Source organism: Ciceribacter sichuanensis (assembly GCF_024055605.1).
In the GTDB taxonomy this organism is placed as follows: Bacteria; Pseudomonadota; Alphaproteobacteria; order Rhizobiales; family Rhizobiaceae; genus Allorhizobium; species Allorhizobium sichuanense.
On sequence record NZ_JAMXLX010000006.1, the window covers coordinates 241098 to 256975 of the forward strand.

Genomic DNA, 15878 nt, shown 5'->3' on the forward strand with positions numbered 1-15878 from the left:
ACCATGCGTATCGCCCATTCCGCGCTGTGGACCAGAGACGTTGATGTTGCCGCCGCTTTCTGGGAGCGCTACTTCGGCGCAACGGTGGGTAGACCCTATCGCAGCAAGAGGCGGGAAGGCTTCGTTTCCCGCTTCGTCCACCTGCCCGGTGGGGCCGATGAGATCGAGCTGATGACCGGGCCATGGGTTGAAGATGCTCCGGAACAGGAGCACGTCGGCTGGGATCACATCGCCGTCTCGCTCGGCAGCAGGGAGGCCGTGGATGAACTTGCCCGACGTTGCGCCGGGGATGGTTGCCTCGCCTCCAGCCCCCGCATGACCGGCGACGGCTTCTATGAAGCCGTGATCCTCATGCCGGACGGAACGCTCGTGGAGATCACGGAATAACGGTTTCGACCACCTCTTGAGATCGATAATCCGGTTCGCCACCCCCGGAAACGTTGCAAGCTCCGTGTGGCGAAGGCTGGCGGTGGTTATGGCCACCGCCAGCGCATTTTCACGTTGCCTGAAATCCTCACGCGTCAACGGAACGGCAGATCCAGATCCGCATTGTTCGAAATTAGTTGAACCATTCGTCGGGGAGTGGCATATGGTCAGTTCGATAATATTCGAACCAACCTCATGCATCGCCGACAGGCAACGGAAATTCGCCATGACGACAGCCAGCAGCATTTCCTACACCCGGCGACACGGTGCCGGTTTCGCAATCGCATCGCTGGGCAGTGGCCTGATGATGGCAAGCGCCAGCGCGCCCTCCCCCTTCTATCCGGTGCTGCAACGGGAGATGGCGTTTTCCGACGTCACCATGACGGCGATCTTCGCTGTTTATGCGATCGTCCTGCTGTTCACCCTGCTGGTCGGCGGCTCCAGTTCCGACCATGTCGGCCGGCGTCCGATCCTGTCGCTCGCATTCGTGCTGCTGGCGCTGTCGGCGCTCGTCTTCGAGGCCGCGATATCGCCGCTTGGCCTGATCGGCGCGCGAGCGCTTCAGGGCATTGCCTGCGCGTTTCTGCTTTCCACGCTCTCGGCCGCCATCGTCGATCTCGAGCCGCCCGAAAGGCCGGGGCTTGCCGCCGTCTGCAACTCGGTCCTTCCGTTGATCGGCCTTGCCGCGGGGGCGCTGGCCTCGGGCATCGTCATGGAGCATGCAAGCTCTCCGAAGATTGACGTCTTCGTCGCGATCACCGTCATAAGCCTTATCCTAGCGGCTGCCGTCTGGCTGCTGCCGGAAACATCGCCGCGGCATGAAGGCTTGCTTCAGGCCCTCATGCCGCGCCTTGGCGTACCCGTCTCCGCGCGGTCCGCCTTCTGGCAGAGCGCGCCCGCAATCATCGCGGGATGGGCGACCGGCGGTCTTTATCTGTCGCTCGGCGCGCCCATCGTCGCTGTTGTCTTCGGCATTCACAGCTACCTGATGCAGGGGGCGGTGGTGACGCTGATTTCCGGCACCGGTGCGCTCGCCTGCTTCATTGCCAGAACCCATCAGCCGCGCCGGATCATGCTTTATGGCACGTTCGCGCTCTCGGTCGGGACCGTTCTCACCCTGGCAGGCATCTGGATCGGATCCCTCACCGTCTATCTGCTCGCGCTTGCATTCGCCGGAACGGGTTTCGGGACCTGCTTCTACGGCTCGCTCAGAACCATCGTGCCGCTGAGCCCGCCCGACGAGCGCGGTGAACTCTTCGCATCGATCTTCACGCTGAGCTATCTGGCCTTCGGTCTGCCGGTCGTGTTTGCGGGTCTGGCGCTTCCCTATGCCGGACTGCACGCAACGGTCCTCGTTTACGGCACCACCATCGCGATCATGGCGGCCATTGCCGGGCTGTGGCGTAGATACGGATCAAAAACCTGATTGTAGCGAGAGCATGCGGCATTGCCGCACCCGGACGCTTTCCGGCAATCCGGGCTATGATGGCAAAATGTGTTCCATTATGGTTGAACGATGAACGATCAGACCGTCTCTTCGCCCCTTGAACTGCATCATCCCGCGCGCGAGGAACTCGTGCTGGCGCAAGTGCTGTTTGCGCTGAGCGATCCGGGGCGGCTGGAGATCGTGCTGCAACTGGCGATGGGTCCGCTGGAGATGGCCCATTGCCATCTGAACGATCCATCCCTGCCGAAATCGACGAAATCGCACCTGATGAAAGTGCTGCGCGAGGCGGGTGTGATCCGCAACGAACCCAGGGGCCGAGGCCGCGTGCTGAGCCTGCGGCGCGAGGATCTCGACCATCGGTTTCCCGGATTGCTGGACGCCATCCTGAAAGCCTCCTCCTCCCCGGAGGCAAGCCCGCGCCGCCTGTCGGGCGCGTGAGGCGCGCCTGCCGTCGTTTCTCCTGAGTTTTCAATACAAGACGAGAAAGCCGGCGAGATGCCTGAAATGCATCCCGCCGGCTGTGATCTTGTCCCTGCGTCCGCTTACTCGGCGGCCATGGCGGTCGGGTGGGGCATGGTTTCCTCTTCCGCGATGCTGTCGGGGGTATCGGTATGCGCCTTGGGCTCCCGTCCGAAGAACAGGGCGTAGGCCGCCGGCAGCACGAGAATGGTCAGCACGGTCGCCACGAGAATGCCGCCCATCATTGCATAGGCGAGCGGTCCCCAGAAGACCCCGCGGGAAATCGGGATCAGCGCGAGAACTGCGGTCAGCGCCGTCAGCATGATCGGGCGGAAACGTCTCACGGCCGCGCCGATGATTGCTTCCTGCCGCGCCATGCCCGCCTTGATGTCCTGATCGATCTGGTCGATGAGGATGATCGAGTTGCGGATGATGATGCCGAGCAGCGCGATGACGCCGAGGATGGCGACAAAGCCGAACGGTGCGCCGCTGATCAGCAGTGCTGCCGCCGCGCCGATGATGCCGAGCGGCCCCGTAGCCAGCACCAGCATGGCCTTGCCGAAATGCTGGAGCTGGGCCATCAGCAGCACGACGATGACAAGCAGCATGACCGGCGCCTTGGCGGCGATCGAGGCCTGGCTCTCGGCTGCGTCCTCGGCGCCGCCCTGGATTTCGATGCTGTAGCCGGCGGGCAGGCTGTCGCGCAGATCCTTCATGTCGGCATACATTTTCATGACCACGTCGTTCGGCTGCACGTTGTCGGGCAAGGTGGCCCTCACCGTGATCGTCGGCAGGCGGTTGCGCCGCCACTCGATGCCCTGTTCCAGCACCGGCTCGATCCGCGCCAGCTGGGAAACCGGCACGAAGCCGCCGAAATCCGTCGGCACGTAGACGGAGTTCACCGCAGAAAGCAGCGAGCGTGTGTCATCCTGCTCACGCAGCACGATCGACACGGTTTCCTCGCCATCGCGGAAATCGTCGAGCGGAACGCCGCTCATTGCCGCCTGCAGCATCTGCCGGATGCGCTGGGAGGTTACGCCAAGCGCACGGGCGCGATCCTGATCGATGACGAGTTTCATCGCGGCCACGGGTTCCAGCCAGTCGTCATGCACGGCGCTCAGCCGCGGATCGGCATCGAACCTTGCCTTCACCTCGTCGGCGATGCGGCGCACCTCCTGGCGATCCTGCCCCATGACGCGCATCTGCACGGGCCATCCGGTCGGGGGCCCAAGGAACAGCCGGTCGACCTTGCCGCGGATGGAGGGGAAATCATCCGCCAGAATGCCGCGCAGCTTGACGATCAGTCTTTCGCGGGCCGGTTCGTCATTGGCCATGACGAGCATCTGGGCGAAGTTCGGATTGCGAAGCTGCTGGTCGAGCGGCAGGAAGAAGCGCGGCGCGCCTTCACCGATATAGGTGGCGACGAACTTCTTGTCCGGATCGTCCATGATCTTGCCTTCCAGCGCGCGCGCCTGCGTTTCGACTTCCTTGATGCTGGTTCCCTCGGGAAGCCAGAGATCGACAAGGATTTCGGGACGCGACGATTGCGGGAAGAAGTTCTGCGGGATGAACTGGAAGGCCCACAGGCTGGTGACGAAGGTCACGAGCGTCATGACGAGCACGATGATGCGGTGATGAACGGCCCAGCCGACCGTCGAACGCAGTCCGCGATAGAAGCGCGTGTCGAACACGTCGTGATGTTCGCCGGCATGGGCGCGCTGCTTTAGGATCATGTGGCCGAGCCACGGCGTGAAATAGACCGCGACGAACCAGGATGTGACGAGCGCGATGCCGACGACGTAAAACAGCGAGCGCACATATTCACCGGCGGTCGAAGCCGCAAAGCCGACGGGAATGAAGCCGGCGGTGGTGATGAGCGTTCCCGTCAGCATGGGAAATGCGGTCGATGAATAGGCGAAGCTTGCGGCCTCGATCTTGACCAGCCCTTCCTCGAGCTTCCGTTCCATCAGCTCGACGACGATCATCGCATCGTCGACCAGCAGGCCGAGCGCGATGATCAGTGCGCCGAGCGAAATGCGCTGAAGATCGATGCCGAGTTCGTACATGATGGCGAAGGTGGCCGCGAGAACCAGCGGAATGGTGATCGCGATGACGAGGCCCGAGCGCCAGCCGATGGAGAGGAACGAGACCACGAGCACGATCACCAGCGCTTCGACCAGCGCCTTCATGAATTCGCCGACGGCTTCCGTCACGACTTCCGGCTGGTTGGAGATCTGCTGGACAGAAACGCCATAGGGCAGGCTTTCCTCGAAGCGATGGTAGGTCGCTTCTACGGCGTCGCCGACATCGGTCACCTTGAAACCCTTGGCCATGACCACGCCGACCTGCACGCTGTCGGCGCCGTTGAAGCGGAACTTGCGCTGGTAGGGGTCTTCAAGCCCGGCCGTAACGGTGGCGATGTCTCCGAGACGGGTGATCTGTCCGCCGGCGTTGAGGCGCAGTTCGCGGATATCCTCGGCCCGCTTCACGTCGCCTTCGACAGAAATCCTAACCGAGCGGACGCCGGTATCGACGGTGCCGGCGGCATCGACGTTGTTCTGGCCCTTGATGGCATTCTGCAGGTCGAGGAGCGTCAGCCCGCGCTCGGCAAGCGCCTTCGACGAAACGTCGATGAAGATCTTTTCCGGCTGGTCGCCGAGGATAACGGCTTTCTCCACGCCGGGCGTGGTGAGCAGCATATCGCGCGCCTGGATCGCGATCTTCTTCAGTTCCGGGAAGGTAAAGCCTTCGCCGCTGATCGAATGCAGGGTGATGTAGGTATCCCCGAATTCATCATTGAAATAGGGGCCTAGCAGTCCCTCGGGAAGCTCGCTGGAGATGTCGCCAACCTTCTTGCGCACCTGATAGAAGGCGTCCGCCACGTCGGCGGCGTTGGTATCGCCCTTTACCTGCAGGGTGATGATCGCGCTGCCGGCGCGGGTATAGGACTTCACCCAATCCAGATGCGGCGTTTCCTGCAGCTTGCGTTCGATCTTGTTGACGACCTGGTCCTGCATTTCCTGAATGGAGGAGCCGGGCCACACGGCCTGCACGACCATGACGCGGAAGGTGAAATCAGGATCTTCCTTCTGTCCCATGCGCGTGAGGCCGAGAACGCCGGTGATCAGGATCAGGCCGAACAGGAAGCGCGCGATGCTGGGGTGGCCAATGGCCCACCGCGAGAGGTTGAAGGGGCGCTTTTCTTCGCTCGATTTCGTCATGACGATATTCCTTCCAACCGGCCGGTTCAGCGAACGGCGTCCGAGGGGCGCAGAAGAGCGGATTCTTCCTGGGGCAATTTCACCTTGAGGTCGTCACGCATGAACTGCGTGCCGGCCGCGACCACCAGGTCATCAGGCTTCACACCGCTCGACACGTTGACGCCATCGGCGGTGAATTCCGCGACGCGGATTTCGCGCGCGCTGACCGTGGAGGTCTGCGGGTCGACCACCCAGACGATCTTCTGTCCGTTCCTTTCGGCAAGGGCCGAAAGCGGGACAGCCAGATAGCCCTTGGTGTTTTCCCTTGCGGCCTCGATGGTGGCGGTCATGCCGAGAAGAACCTGGGCGTTGTCGGGCAGGCTGATCCTGACGGCGAAAGTGCGCGATTGCGTGTCGGCGCTGCCGGAGACTTCCCGCACCCTGCCGTCGATGGCGAGCGTGTGATCCGACCAGAAGCTGGCCTTCACCGTCTTGCCGGGACGGAAGTCCGCGATGTCGCCTTCCGGAACCGCGATCTGCACTTCCTTCTCATTGTCGAGGGCAACGGTGGCGACCGGCGTACCCGCGGCAACGACGGCGCCGGTGTCGGAGCTGATCGCGGTGACGATCCCTTCCCGGTCGGACTTGAGCTCGGTGTAGGAAACCTGGTTCCTCGCCTGATCGAGCGTTGAAATCGCGGCATCACGCGTGGATACCGCCTGATCGTAATTGAGGCGGGCCTGCTCCACCTGGGACTTGGCGGTTACGCTCTTGTCGAAGAGCTGCTGCGCGCGCTTGTTGGCGAGATCAGCGGTCGCGACCGCAGTTTCGGCCGCGGCGAGACTGGCCTCGGCGGTTCTGACGCTCAACTGGTAGTCGGTCGGATCGATCCTTGCGAGGATATCGCCCGGCCTGACGCGGTCACCCACATTGACCCGGCGCTCGATGATCTTGCCCGCGACCCGGAAGCCGAGGCTCGTTTCGACACGGGCCTTGACGGTGCCTGAATAAATTGCGGCCTGCTCGTGCGATGTCGCGGAGATGCGCGCGATCTTCACCGGGCGGATAGGTTCCTTCGTCTCTGCCTGCTTTTCCTCGCTGCACCCGGATACGCCGAGCGCAAGGGCGAAAACGAGCGCCAGAGCGGGGAATTTTGAAAATAGGAAATCTCTCAGCGAAGTCATGTTCGCATCCTCGATAATAATAGAAATTCTGTTCAACGGAAGCAGACGACCGGCGCCTACCTTATTTTTTCAATGCACGAATGGCGAAGTCGACCAGTTCAGACGTGGTTGCACGGTTTTCCTTGGCCATGCATTGGGCCACCATTTGCGGATGACAGAGGCTGACCGTGGCGGCGCCAAAGCATCTTGCGGCTGCAACCGGGTCCTGTTCGGCAAATTCCCCTGTTGCGATGCCTTCCCTGATGATCTCGGCGACCAGATCCTGAACCCTGTCGATGTGACGCTCGATCACCTGCCAGTCGCGCTCGATGGCGACGATGATCATTTCATGCACCTTGTGCTCGTCGAGCATGGTTTCGACCGTCCAGCGATGCTGCTGCTCGACATAGCGGCGCAACCGCATCTCCGCACTGTCGGAACTATGGCGCGTATCATAGGCCTGCTTGTAGCAGGTCCCCAGCATGCGCGCGCAGATTGCCTGGTGAATTTCCACCTTGGAGCCGAAGAAGCGATAGATGTTGGCCGTGGACATGCCGAGTTCACCGGCGATGTCGGCCACCGTCGTCTTGCTGTAGCCGTAGTGCCGGAACGTCCGCTCGGCCGCATCGAGAATACGGGTGGCGGTATCGCGGCGGGCTTCTTCCACGTCGATTTCCGGCATCTGGTTCATGGTCTGCCTTATGAGTTACGACTGACGAAATTCGAATTTCGTCAGTCGTAACTCATAGTCTGTCATTCGTCAATTCAAACCAGGCGACAAAAAAGGAGAGGCATCGTGAATGCCTCTCCCGTTCACTGCTGTTTTGGACCGACTTGCGGCGCTTCAGAAGTGCGCGTCGATATCGACCACGCCGATCAGCTTGTGATTGACGAACTCCTTCAGGCCGAGCCCGATGAGTTCACGTCCGTAGCCGGAGCGGCGAATGCCGCCGAATGGAAGGTCGGCTTCCACCTTGGTCGGATGGTTGACGAAGACCATGCCGGTGGAGATGCGCCTGGCCACGTCCGCGCCGTGCGCCGGATTGGAGGTGAAGACCGATCCGCCGAGACCGAATGGCGAGTCGTTGGCGATGCGCACGGCATCGTCCTCGTCCTTCGCCCGAAACAGCATGGAGACGGGGCCGAAGAATTCCCAGTAGCGGGCCGGGTTGTCCTCGGCGACGTCGGTCAGGATGGTCGGCTGCACGAAGGCGCCCTGATTGGGAACGGCGGGGCCGACTTCCTCGGCCTTGGCGCCGAGCTTGACGGCTTCGCGGATCTTTTCCTTCACCTCGTCGGCCGCACCCTGCGAGGAGAGCGGAGCGAGCGTCGTCTTCGGGTCGAAGGGATCGCCTGCCACGAGGCCGGCCACGCCCTTGCGGTATTTTTCAAGGTAGGCGTCGTAGACGTCTTCGACGATGATCATGCGCTTGGAGGAGACGCAGACCTGGCCGCCGTTCCAGTGTCGTCCGAAGACGCCCCAGTTGACGGTCTTGTCGAGATCGGCGTCGGCCAGCACGACGAAGGCGTCGGCCCCGCCAAGTTCCAGCGTCGATTTCTTGAGCGCCTTGCCCGCTTGCGCCGCCACGACGGAGCCGGCACCCTCGGAACCTGTCAGCGCCACGCCATGAACCCGGTCGTCATTGAGGATCAGTTCGATCTGCGAGCGGGTGGCGTAAAGGTTGCGGAACGCGCCCTCGGGAAGCCCCGCTTCCCTCATCAGCGCCTCGAATGCGGCCGCACTCTGCGGCACGTTCGACGCATGCTTCAGGAGCACCGTGTTGCCGGCCGAAAGCTGCGGCGCGATGATGCGGGCGATCTGGTAATAGGGGAAGTTCCACGGCTCGATGGCGAGCAGCACGCCGAGCGGCTCATGCACGATGATATTGTCGCCCTCGGTCGGATCGAGAACGGGCAGCTTTTCGGGCTTCAGCAGTTCCTCGGCGTTACGGACATAATATTCGAATATCTTGGCCGAAAGCTCGACCTCGGCCTTCGCTTCGGCAAACAGCTTGCCCATTTCCAGCGTCAAGAGCTTTGCATAGGCATCGCTGTTCTTGCGGAGAAGATCGGCGGCTTTCTGGAGGATACGGCCGCGGTCGGCAAAGGATGCGTCCTTCCACGACAGGAAGGCATTATGCGCATTTGCGATCGCGTCGCGGACTTCCGCGTCCGTGGCGTCGGCAAATGTCTTGATGGTTTCGCCGGTGTAGGGATTGATTGTGGCGTAGGCCATGATGGATCACCTTTCAATAACGAATGGGCTCCGACGGGTGCTCGGCAAGAGTGGATCGCGAAGAACCTGCGAAGCGGAATGAAGCGATGTTCGACATCGCGCGGGCTCGTCCGACGGCGGCCCTCGAAACGGGTCACTTCGCCGGGCTTACGGAGAGCCGGGAACGCTTCGGTCAGCCATGTCAGTATGCCCTCCAAGAAAAACGGAGGACCCGGCCGCCGGCCCAAGGATCACGGGAGTAGGAAGCTAACTCCTTGTTTAAATTGGTATCTCCGTATATATAGTAGGCGTGCGTACTTTTGTAATTGTCATAGGTCGAATGAGGCCGAGCAAAGTGTCGCAGGATCGCGACATGCGCATGGGCGAGCAGCCGGGCTGGCCCGTTCAATCGTGAAAGCCGGGTTCGAAGAACTGTTGTCGCCGGTCGGTGATGACGCTATTGCGGCATCGAAATGACCACCTTGCCCTTTGCCCGTCCCGTTTCGACGTAGGAAAGGGCGTCGCCCGTCCTGTCGAACGGAAAGACCTTGTCCACGACGGGATGGATCGCCCCGGCCTCGATCAGTGTTGCGATTTCGCTGAGTTGCTGACCGTCGGCGCGCATGAACAGGAAGGAATAGTTGACGCCGAGCGCCCTCGCCTTCTTGCGCACGCTGTAGCTGAGCAGCCGCATGACGAGTTTCAGGAACGGATTGAGCCCGAGCGCCCGCGCGAAGGCCGGATCGGGCGGACCCGAGATAGAGATAAGCCTCCCGCCCGGTTTCAGCACGCGCAGGGATTTTTCGAGCGTCTTCGGATCCTGACTGTTCAGCACAAGGTCGTATCCCGACAGCATCGTTTCGAAATCCTGCGTCTTGTAGTCGATGACGACATCGGCGCCGAGGCTCTTCACCAGCTCGATGTTCTTCGTGCTGGTGGTCGTGGCGACCGTTGCGCCGAGATGTCTGGCAAGCTGGATGGCGAATGTACCGACGCCCCCGGAGCCGGCCTGGATGAACACCTTCTGGCCGGGCTGGATCTTGGCGACCTCGACGAGCGCCTGCCACGCGGTCAGCCCCACCAGCGGGATCGAGGCTGCCTCGATCATGGAAAGGTTCTTCGGCTTAAGCGCGAGATCGGTTTCATCGACCGCGATGAATTCGGCGAAGGTTCCGACGCGATGGTCTCGCGGCCGCCCATAGACTTCGTCGCCGACCTTGAAACGCGTCACCCCGGCGCCCGTCCTGACGACGGTTCCGGCAAGATCGTGACCGAGCACGAAGGGCGTCCTGTAGGGAAGCAGCAGCTTGAACTCGCCGTCGCGCAACTTGGAATCGAGTAGGTTCACGGCGGTGGCGTGGATCCTGACGAGGACATCCGTCCCTTTGATCTCCGGCATCGGCTGATCGGTCAGCCGCAATGCGCCCCGCTTCTTGTATTGATCGACGACGAATGCCTTCATCGGATGTCTCCGTTCCTGTCTCGTCTTGTTCGGCTCCCCATCCGCCTTGGGTCGCCTTCGCGGCTGCCCGGGCGGGAATACCTCCCGGGCAGCCTTTTGGGGTCAGGCCAGCAGGGCCAGATCGGCGGCGTTGAAGCCGCCCAGTTCTTCAAGCTTTCCGCCGGAGACCTTGGCGGTCCACTCGGCATCCGAAATCAGCGGACGGCCGACGGCGATGAGGTCGAATTCCTGGCGTTCCATCCGTTCGATCAGGTTGTCGAACGAGGCGCTTTCGGACCCCTGTCCTCCGAATGCACCGAAGAAGTCCGACGAGAGACCGACCGAACCGACGCTGATCGTGGCGGCACCGGTGAGCTTCTTGGCCCAGCCGGCGAAGTTCAGCCCGGCATCACCGTCGATCTCGGGAAATTCCGGCGTCCAGAAACGGCGCTGCGAGCAATGCAGGATATCCACACCGGCTTCCACCAGCGGCAGGAGCCATGCCGTCATTTCATCCGGCGTGCTCGCGTTGCGGGCGGCATAATCCTGCTGCTTCCACTGGCTGACGCGAAGCGATAGCGGGAAGTCGGCGCCAACGGCGGCTCTTACAGCGCGCACGGCCTCTGCGGCAAAGCGCGAGCGCTCGGCGATGGTTGCGCCGCCGAAAGCGTCCGTGCGCTTGTTGCTGCCTTCCCAGAAGAACTGGTCGATCAGATAGCCATGGGCACCGTGCAGTTCGACGATGTCGAAGCCGAGGCGCTTGGCGTCAGCCGCAGCACTCGCAAAGGCCGCGACGGTATCGGCGATATCCTCCTCGGTCATCGCCTTGCCGCGCGGATCGTCGGGCCCGACGAGACCCGAAGGGCTTTCCACCAGATCCTCCGGCTGCGACTGGCTGCGGCTGGAGCGGGTCGAGCCTGTATGCCAGATCTGCGGGCCGATCTTGCCGCCTGCGGCATGCACGGATTTCGCCACCGCGTCCCATCCGGCAAGGGCTGCCTCGCCATGGAAGAACGGGATGCCGGGATCGTTGCGCGAGGCGGGACGGTCGATCACCGTGCCTTCGGTCAGGATCAGGCCGACGCCGCCCGCGGCGCGGCGGCGGTAATACTCGGCCTGTGCCGCGCCGGGAATGCCGTCCTTCGCCATGGCGCGGGTCATCGGGGCCATGACGATACGGTTCTTCAGGGACAGGGACTTCAGGGAGAAGGGTTGAAACAGGATCTGGGTCGACATGATCTTTCTTTCTATGCGGGAATGGGCTCAGGCGTTGACGTCGGTGACGGTGCAGCCCTGCACTTCGTTCCCCGGGACGCACCTTTCAACCCCGTCGGAGCGTTGGCGTGGTCGATGACGAAGCGTGCGGGCTCTATCGCGAATGCCGTCAGGCGGAGGCACGATAGCGCTCGGCTGGGGTGGTGTTTCCTATGCCCTGCACCACGGAGATGCGCGCGGATTCGAAGGCCAGAAACCGTGCCTCGTCATGCAGCGGCGGGATGGTCACTTCCTCGCGACGGTCGAAACCGGCGAGCGCGGCATCGACCAGATCGGCAACTTCCATCATCGGCGGCAGTCGCGACTCGTCGACGAATTTCCAGATGTCGGTTCGGGTCGCTGCGGGAAGAACTGCCTGGACATAGACGCCCTTCGGCCCGAGATCGGTCTGCAGCGCCTGCGACAGCGTCAGGACGAAAGCCTTGGTCGCCGAGTAGACCGGGGTGCCCCATTCCGGTGCAAGGCCGAGAACCGAGCTGATGTTGATGATCGCGCCTTCGCCCCGTTCAGCGAAGCGCGGTGCTACGGCATGGCTGAGGCGCAGAACGCTTGTTGCGTTCAGCATCACCAGGCGCGTCAGGTCCTCGGCGCTTTGGGTGAGGAAGGTGCCGCCGACATTGCCGCCTGCGTTGTTCACCAGAATGCCGATCGAGGTGTCATCGCGAAGCCGCGCCTCGACTGAAGCCAGCTGGCTTTCGTCGGTCAGGTCCGCCGGCAGGAGATCAATCGAGACGCCGGTTTCGGCCCGCAGCCGCGCTGCGTTTTCGCCAAGCTTTTCGGTATTGCGCGCCACCAGCACAAGGTCATGGCCGCGCCGGGCGAACCTTTCCGCGTAAACCGCGCCGATGCCTGCCGAGGCACCGGTGATGAGGACAGTATTCTTGTCGGCCATTGCGTTGCTCTTTCCTTTGGATAGGCTTAATCATGACAATCATCATGATAGAGCGCAAACATGATGGTCATCATGTAATCTGTCAATGGTGGATCGCTGGATTTTTTTGTCGGGTAGCGTTGGGTGAGCCGATCTCTCCCGCCATCGTCAAGGGACGACAGTTGCGGCGATGCCGAGATCAAAATGTTGTGATCGCGTTTCGGCGGGGCGCAAACGAAAAAGCCTGCCGCGGGAGGAGGTGCGGCAGGCTTTTCCTGAAAAACCGAACAACGACTGGGAGGAGGAGTGTCGTTGTTCCCTCAGGCTTCCCTGGGAGGAGGAGTGGGTCGCCTGAAACACGAAGCTCTGCGGGAGGAGGTGCATCGCTTCGATGAAATGATTTATACCGCATTCCCGATTTCGAGGAAGGGGCTCTACCGCAGTGCAGCTATGCGTATAGCGCATTGCAGCATTTGTGTGTGCTTAAATTGTAGCCTTCACCTGCCGCGCAATAGGCAAGACATGGCAAGCGGATCGCAGAAAACGCCTCATCCCCTGTAGCGCAGGGCGTCCACGAGCAGCGCGAAGGCCGGCGAAGCCTGCCTGCGGCTCGGATAAAAAAGATGATAGCCGGGAAACGGGGGACACCAGTCCTCCAGAACCTTCACCAGCTTTCCCTCGGCGATGAACTTCTCCAGATGATCGTCGGGAAGGCATGTCAGCCCCAGGCCGCTCACGGCCGCATCGATGATCATCGGCAGGTCGTTGCAGATGAACTGTCCCTCCACCCTGACATTGAGCGGGCGGCCGTCCTTCTCGAATTCCCAGGCGTAGAGGCCACCCAGTGTCGGCAGGCGCAGGTTGATGCAGGTGTGCTGCGTCAGGTCATGGGGTGTCTGGGGCTTGGGATGCTTCTCGAAATAGGCGGGGGACCCGGCAACCACCATGCGCATTTCCGGGCCGATACGCACCGCGATCATGTCCTTTTCCACCTGCTCTCCCAGCCGCACGCCGGCATCGTAGCGCTCGGCGACGAGATCGATGAGTTTCGGGTCGTTGGAAATCTCGATGTTGATATCCGGATATTCCGCCAGCAGCCGCTTCACCACCGGCATCAGGATCGTCTCGCTGGCATGGCGGCTCGACGTGATGCGGATCGTGCCGGCCGGCTTCTGTCGCAACGCGCTGAGCGCGTCGATACGGCTGCGAATGTCGTTGAACGCCGGGCGCAGCGTCTCGACCAGTTGCTCACCGGCCTCTGTCGGCGCGACATTGCGCGTCGTCCTGAGGAGAAGTCTCACGCCCATGCGCTCTTCCAGCCGCCGCACGGTGTGGCTGAGCGACGACTGCGATGTGCCTAGCTGTGCGGCCGCACGCGTGAAGCTGCGCTCCTCCGCAACGATGAGAAATGCAACCAGATCGCCGAGTTCCGCTCCGGCCCGGACAGGCGGCGCGACCGTTACCTTCGAACCGGGTGCTCGCACCGCCTGGCACACCCATCCGCTCGGCCAGACCCTGCTCGTCGTTTCGGGGCTGGGCCGCGTGCAGCGCGAGGGTGGCCCCATCGAGGAAATCCGCGCCGGCGATATCGTCTGGTTCGCACCGGGCGAAAAGCATTGGCACGGCGCATCGGCTGACGTCGCCATGTCCCACATCGCCATAGCCGAAGCGCTCGACGGCAAGGTCGTCGACTGGCTCGAACACGTCACGGATGCCGAATATCTGGGCGGCAAGTGAGAACACCCGATTACCGGCGCGGCAGTGGATGCGATCGAATTCGATCTACGGGTGAGGAGCTGGGAGACGGAGAACCATCGTTCGCCGCCTCCTTGGACGTGATCGGTCTCAGTCCGCGAGACGATTGCTCGGTCGGCAGAAGAAGCAGAGTTCCGTGCCCGGCTCGGCGGTGAGGCTCGCGAAAATCACGGCGCCGTCATAGGGCGCGCGGATCGGCTGGCCGCTGGCGCGCTGGCCGATCACCTCGCCTTCCCGCACGGCCTCGCCGGCGGCGAACTGCCGTGACAACTTGTCTTCCGGCGCATCCGTCATCAGGGCTTCGGAGATTTCCCAGACCTGCGGCGCATCTTGCGGCAGGATCGGGTCGGCGACCACGAGACCGAGATGAGCGAGACCGTTGAGGATCGTGCGGTAGCCGACCGCGGCTCCCTGCGGGTCCGTATGCGTCCCGCATTCGACGGTAACGCCGTAGCCGCCGGCGAAACGCATGTATTCCGTGGTGCCGACGCTATGCGTCAGGGAAATTTCCGGGAAGCCGCGTTCGGCGCGGACGGTTGCCGCCTGTTTGAAGGCGTCCATCCAGCCATGCACCACCATCGGCAGTCCGAGCGCCTTGACAAGCGCTTCCTCCTGGGCGGCCCTGGCAAAGGGTTCCAGCGTGCCGCTATTGTCACTTGGGCCGATCAGGGCGAAGGGAACGCCCGGCGAACTGAAGGAATGCAGGTCGATCAGCACGTCATGTTCGCGCAACAGCGGGCAGAGCACGTTTGCGATGCGGTCCTCGTTGTCCACCGGCACCGGCTTCTCGCCGAGGTCGCGGTTGAGGTTGCGGTCACCCTCGCGGCGGTTCCAGCGGTAGGCGAGCGCGTTGACCACCGGCACGAAGGTGACGCTGCCGCGAGCAAGCCTGAGCCGGCCGGAGCGGAACTCGGCGATGGCGCGGGCAATTGCGGTCGGGCCGCAGGTCTCGTTGCCATGCACGGAACCGGTGACGATCAGGCTCGGACCCGGCTGGAGCGCGCGGAACGACACGCATTCCATCGTTTCCGTCTGCACCGGCGGGGTCGCCTGTTCGGGAGCGTCCGCCGGGGCGATATCGATCATCATGCCGGGCTGAAGCCGGCTGGCGAATTCCAGCAACTGGTCATGGGCGATGGCGACGCAGCCCTGCGTGCCGCTGAAATCCGGCCGCGCCGCATGCATGAAAATGGCGCTGCCGCCGGCTGCCCGCGGGGTGGAGTCGTTCCAGCCGACGGGAATGAAGAGATCGAACAGCCGCTCGCCTGTCCGTGTCTGCGCTTCCGGCGACATGTCGAGCACGAACTGGTTGTAGAACGGGCTTTCGGGATCCTCGACCCAGTTATAGTTGGCCGGCTTTTCAAGGAAGGGGAAGGCAAAGGAACGCGGGTCGTCGCCCAGCGCTTCGGGATCGTAGAAGCCATAACGCAGCGGGAAGGTACCGATCGGGGTTGCACCGTCACCTTCGCGCTTCAACGCCGGATCGCGCAGGCCCGAGCGGCCGACGGCGCAGGGGATCGTCCAGTTGCCGATGGTGAGCGTGCCCCGGTGGGGCTGGTCCGGATCCTGTCCGGCACGCACCTTGATGACCGGCTGGACGAGATGGGAAGCGGAGATGTCATTCAT

13 protein-coding genes are annotated in these 15878 nt (G+C 62.6%); 4 read left to right on the top strand and 9 right to left on the bottom strand.

Annotated elements, in window-relative coordinates:
• Positions 1-3: 3 nt before the first annotated feature.
• From NBH21_RS18490 to NBH21_RS18500, 3 genes are all read left to right on the top strand, one after another.
• Entirely contained in the window at positions 4-387 is a 384-nt protein-coding gene (locus NBH21_RS18490) for a VOC family protein (protein WP_250911733.1), read from the top strand.
• 265 nt (positions 388-652) lie between these two features.
• A complete protein-coding gene (locus NBH21_RS18495) occupies positions 653-1852 on the top strand; it encodes an MFS transporter (protein WP_163897937.1) in 1200 nt (399 codons plus the stop codon).
• 90 nt (positions 1853-1942) lie between these two features.
• Entirely contained in the window at positions 1943-2311 is a 369-nt protein-coding gene (locus tag NBH21_RS18500) for an ArsR/SmtB family transcription factor (protein ID WP_250911732.1), read from the top strand.
• A 104-nt stretch (positions 2312-2415) separates the two neighbouring features.
• On the opposite strand, the gene NBH21_RS18505 is transcribed toward NBH21_RS18500, so the two are convergent.
• From NBH21_RS18505 to NBH21_RS18540, 8 genes are all read right to left on the bottom strand, one after another.
• Complete coding sequence (locus tag NBH21_RS18505) at positions 2416-5553, bottom strand: efflux RND transporter permease subunit (RefSeq protein WP_250911731.1); 3138 nt, start codon at positions 5551-5553, stop codon at positions 2416-2418.
• 26 nt (positions 5554-5579) lie between these two features.
• On the bottom strand, positions 5580-6716 hold the full coding sequence (locus tag NBH21_RS18510) for an efflux RND transporter periplasmic adaptor subunit (RefSeq protein ID WP_250911730.1): 1137 nt from the start codon (positions 6714-6716) through the stop codon (positions 5580-5582).
• A gap of 61 nt (positions 6717-6777) precedes the next feature.
• Entirely contained in the window at positions 6778-7386 is a 609-nt protein-coding gene (locus NBH21_RS18515) for a TetR/AcrR family transcriptional regulator (protein ID WP_250911729.1), read from the bottom strand.
• Between the two features lie 153 nt (positions 7387-7539).
• Positions 7540-8931, bottom strand: a complete 1392-nt coding sequence (locus NBH21_RS18520; protein WP_250911728.1) for an NAD-dependent succinate-semialdehyde dehydrogenase — start codon at positions 8929-8931, stop codon at positions 7540-7542.
• Between the two features lie 436 nt (positions 8932-9367).
• Complete coding sequence (locus NBH21_RS18525; protein ID WP_250911727.1) at positions 9368-10372, bottom strand: NADP-dependent oxidoreductase; 1005 nt, start codon at positions 10370-10372, stop codon at positions 9368-9370.
• 102 nt (positions 10373-10474) lie between these two features.
• On the bottom strand, positions 10475-11587 hold the full coding sequence (locus tag NBH21_RS18530) for an NADH:flavin oxidoreductase (RefSeq protein WP_250911726.1): 1113 nt from the start codon (positions 11585-11587) through the stop codon (positions 10475-10477).
• A 148-nt stretch (positions 11588-11735) separates the two neighbouring features.
• Complete coding sequence (locus NBH21_RS18535; RefSeq protein ID WP_250911725.1) at positions 11736-12518, bottom strand: SDR family NAD(P)-dependent oxidoreductase; 783 nt, start codon at positions 12516-12518, stop codon at positions 11736-11738.
• Positions 12519-13045: 527 nt separating this feature from the next.
• On the bottom strand, positions 13046-13915 hold the full coding sequence (locus NBH21_RS18540; RefSeq protein ID WP_250911917.1) for a LysR family transcriptional regulator: 870 nt from the start codon (positions 13913-13915) through the stop codon (positions 13046-13048).
• Between NBH21_RS18540 and NBH21_RS18545 the strand changes: the two genes are divergently transcribed.
• Complete coding sequence (locus NBH21_RS18545; protein WP_250911724.1) at positions 13803-14234, top strand: (R)-mandelonitrile lyase; 432 nt, start codon at positions 13803-13805, stop codon at positions 14232-14234. The genes NBH21_RS18540 and NBH21_RS18545 overlap by 113 nt on opposite strands.
• Before the next feature lie 108 nt (positions 14235-14342).
• On the opposite strand, the gene NBH21_RS18550 is transcribed toward NBH21_RS18545, so the two are convergent.
• On the bottom strand, positions 14343-15878 hold the full coding sequence (locus tag NBH21_RS18550; RefSeq protein WP_250911723.1) for a L,D-transpeptidase family protein: 1536 nt from the start codon (positions 15876-15878) through the stop codon (positions 14343-14345).

Coding starts and splice junctions, on each gene's coding strand:
- NBH21_RS18490 (WP_250911733.1), top strand. CDS start 4: ATGCGTATCGCCCATTCCGCGCTGTGGACCAGAGACGTTGATGTTGCC.
- NBH21_RS18495 (WP_163897937.1), top strand. CDS start 653: ATGACGACAGCCAGCAGCATTTCCTACACCCGGCGACACGGTGCCGGT.
- NBH21_RS18500 (WP_250911732.1), top strand. CDS start 1,943: ATGAACGATCAGACCGTCTCTTCGCCCCTTGAACTGCATCATCCCGCG.
- NBH21_RS18505 (WP_250911731.1), bottom strand. CDS start 5,553: ATGACGAAATCGAGCGAAGAAAAGCGCCCCTTCAACCTCTCGCGGTGG.
- NBH21_RS18510 (WP_250911730.1), bottom strand. CDS start 6,716: ATGACTTCGCTGAGAGATTTCCTATTTTCAAAATTCCCCGCTCTGGCG.
- NBH21_RS18515 (WP_250911729.1), bottom strand. CDS start 7,386: ATGAACCAGATGCCGGAAATCGACGTGGAAGAAGCCCGCCGCGATACC.
- NBH21_RS18520 (WP_250911728.1), bottom strand. CDS start 8,931: ATGGCCTACGCCACAATCAATCCCTACACCGGCGAAACCATCAAGACA.
- NBH21_RS18525 (WP_250911727.1), bottom strand. CDS start 10,372: ATGAAGGCATTCGTCGTCGATCAATACAAGAAGCGGGGCGCATTGCGG.
- NBH21_RS18530 (WP_250911726.1), bottom strand. CDS start 11,587: ATGTCGACCCAGATCCTGTTTCAACCCTTCTCCCTGAAGTCCCTGTCC.
- NBH21_RS18535 (WP_250911725.1), bottom strand. CDS start 12,518: ATGGCCGACAAGAATACTGTCCTCATCACCGGTGCCTCGGCAGGCATC.
- NBH21_RS18545 (WP_250911724.1), top strand. CDS start 13,803: ATGCGCTCTTCCAGCCGCCGCACGGTGTGGCTGAGCGACGACTGCGAT.
- NBH21_RS18550 (WP_250911723.1), bottom strand. CDS start 15,878: ATGAATGACATCTCCGCTTCCCATCTCGTCCAGCCGGTCATCAAGGTG.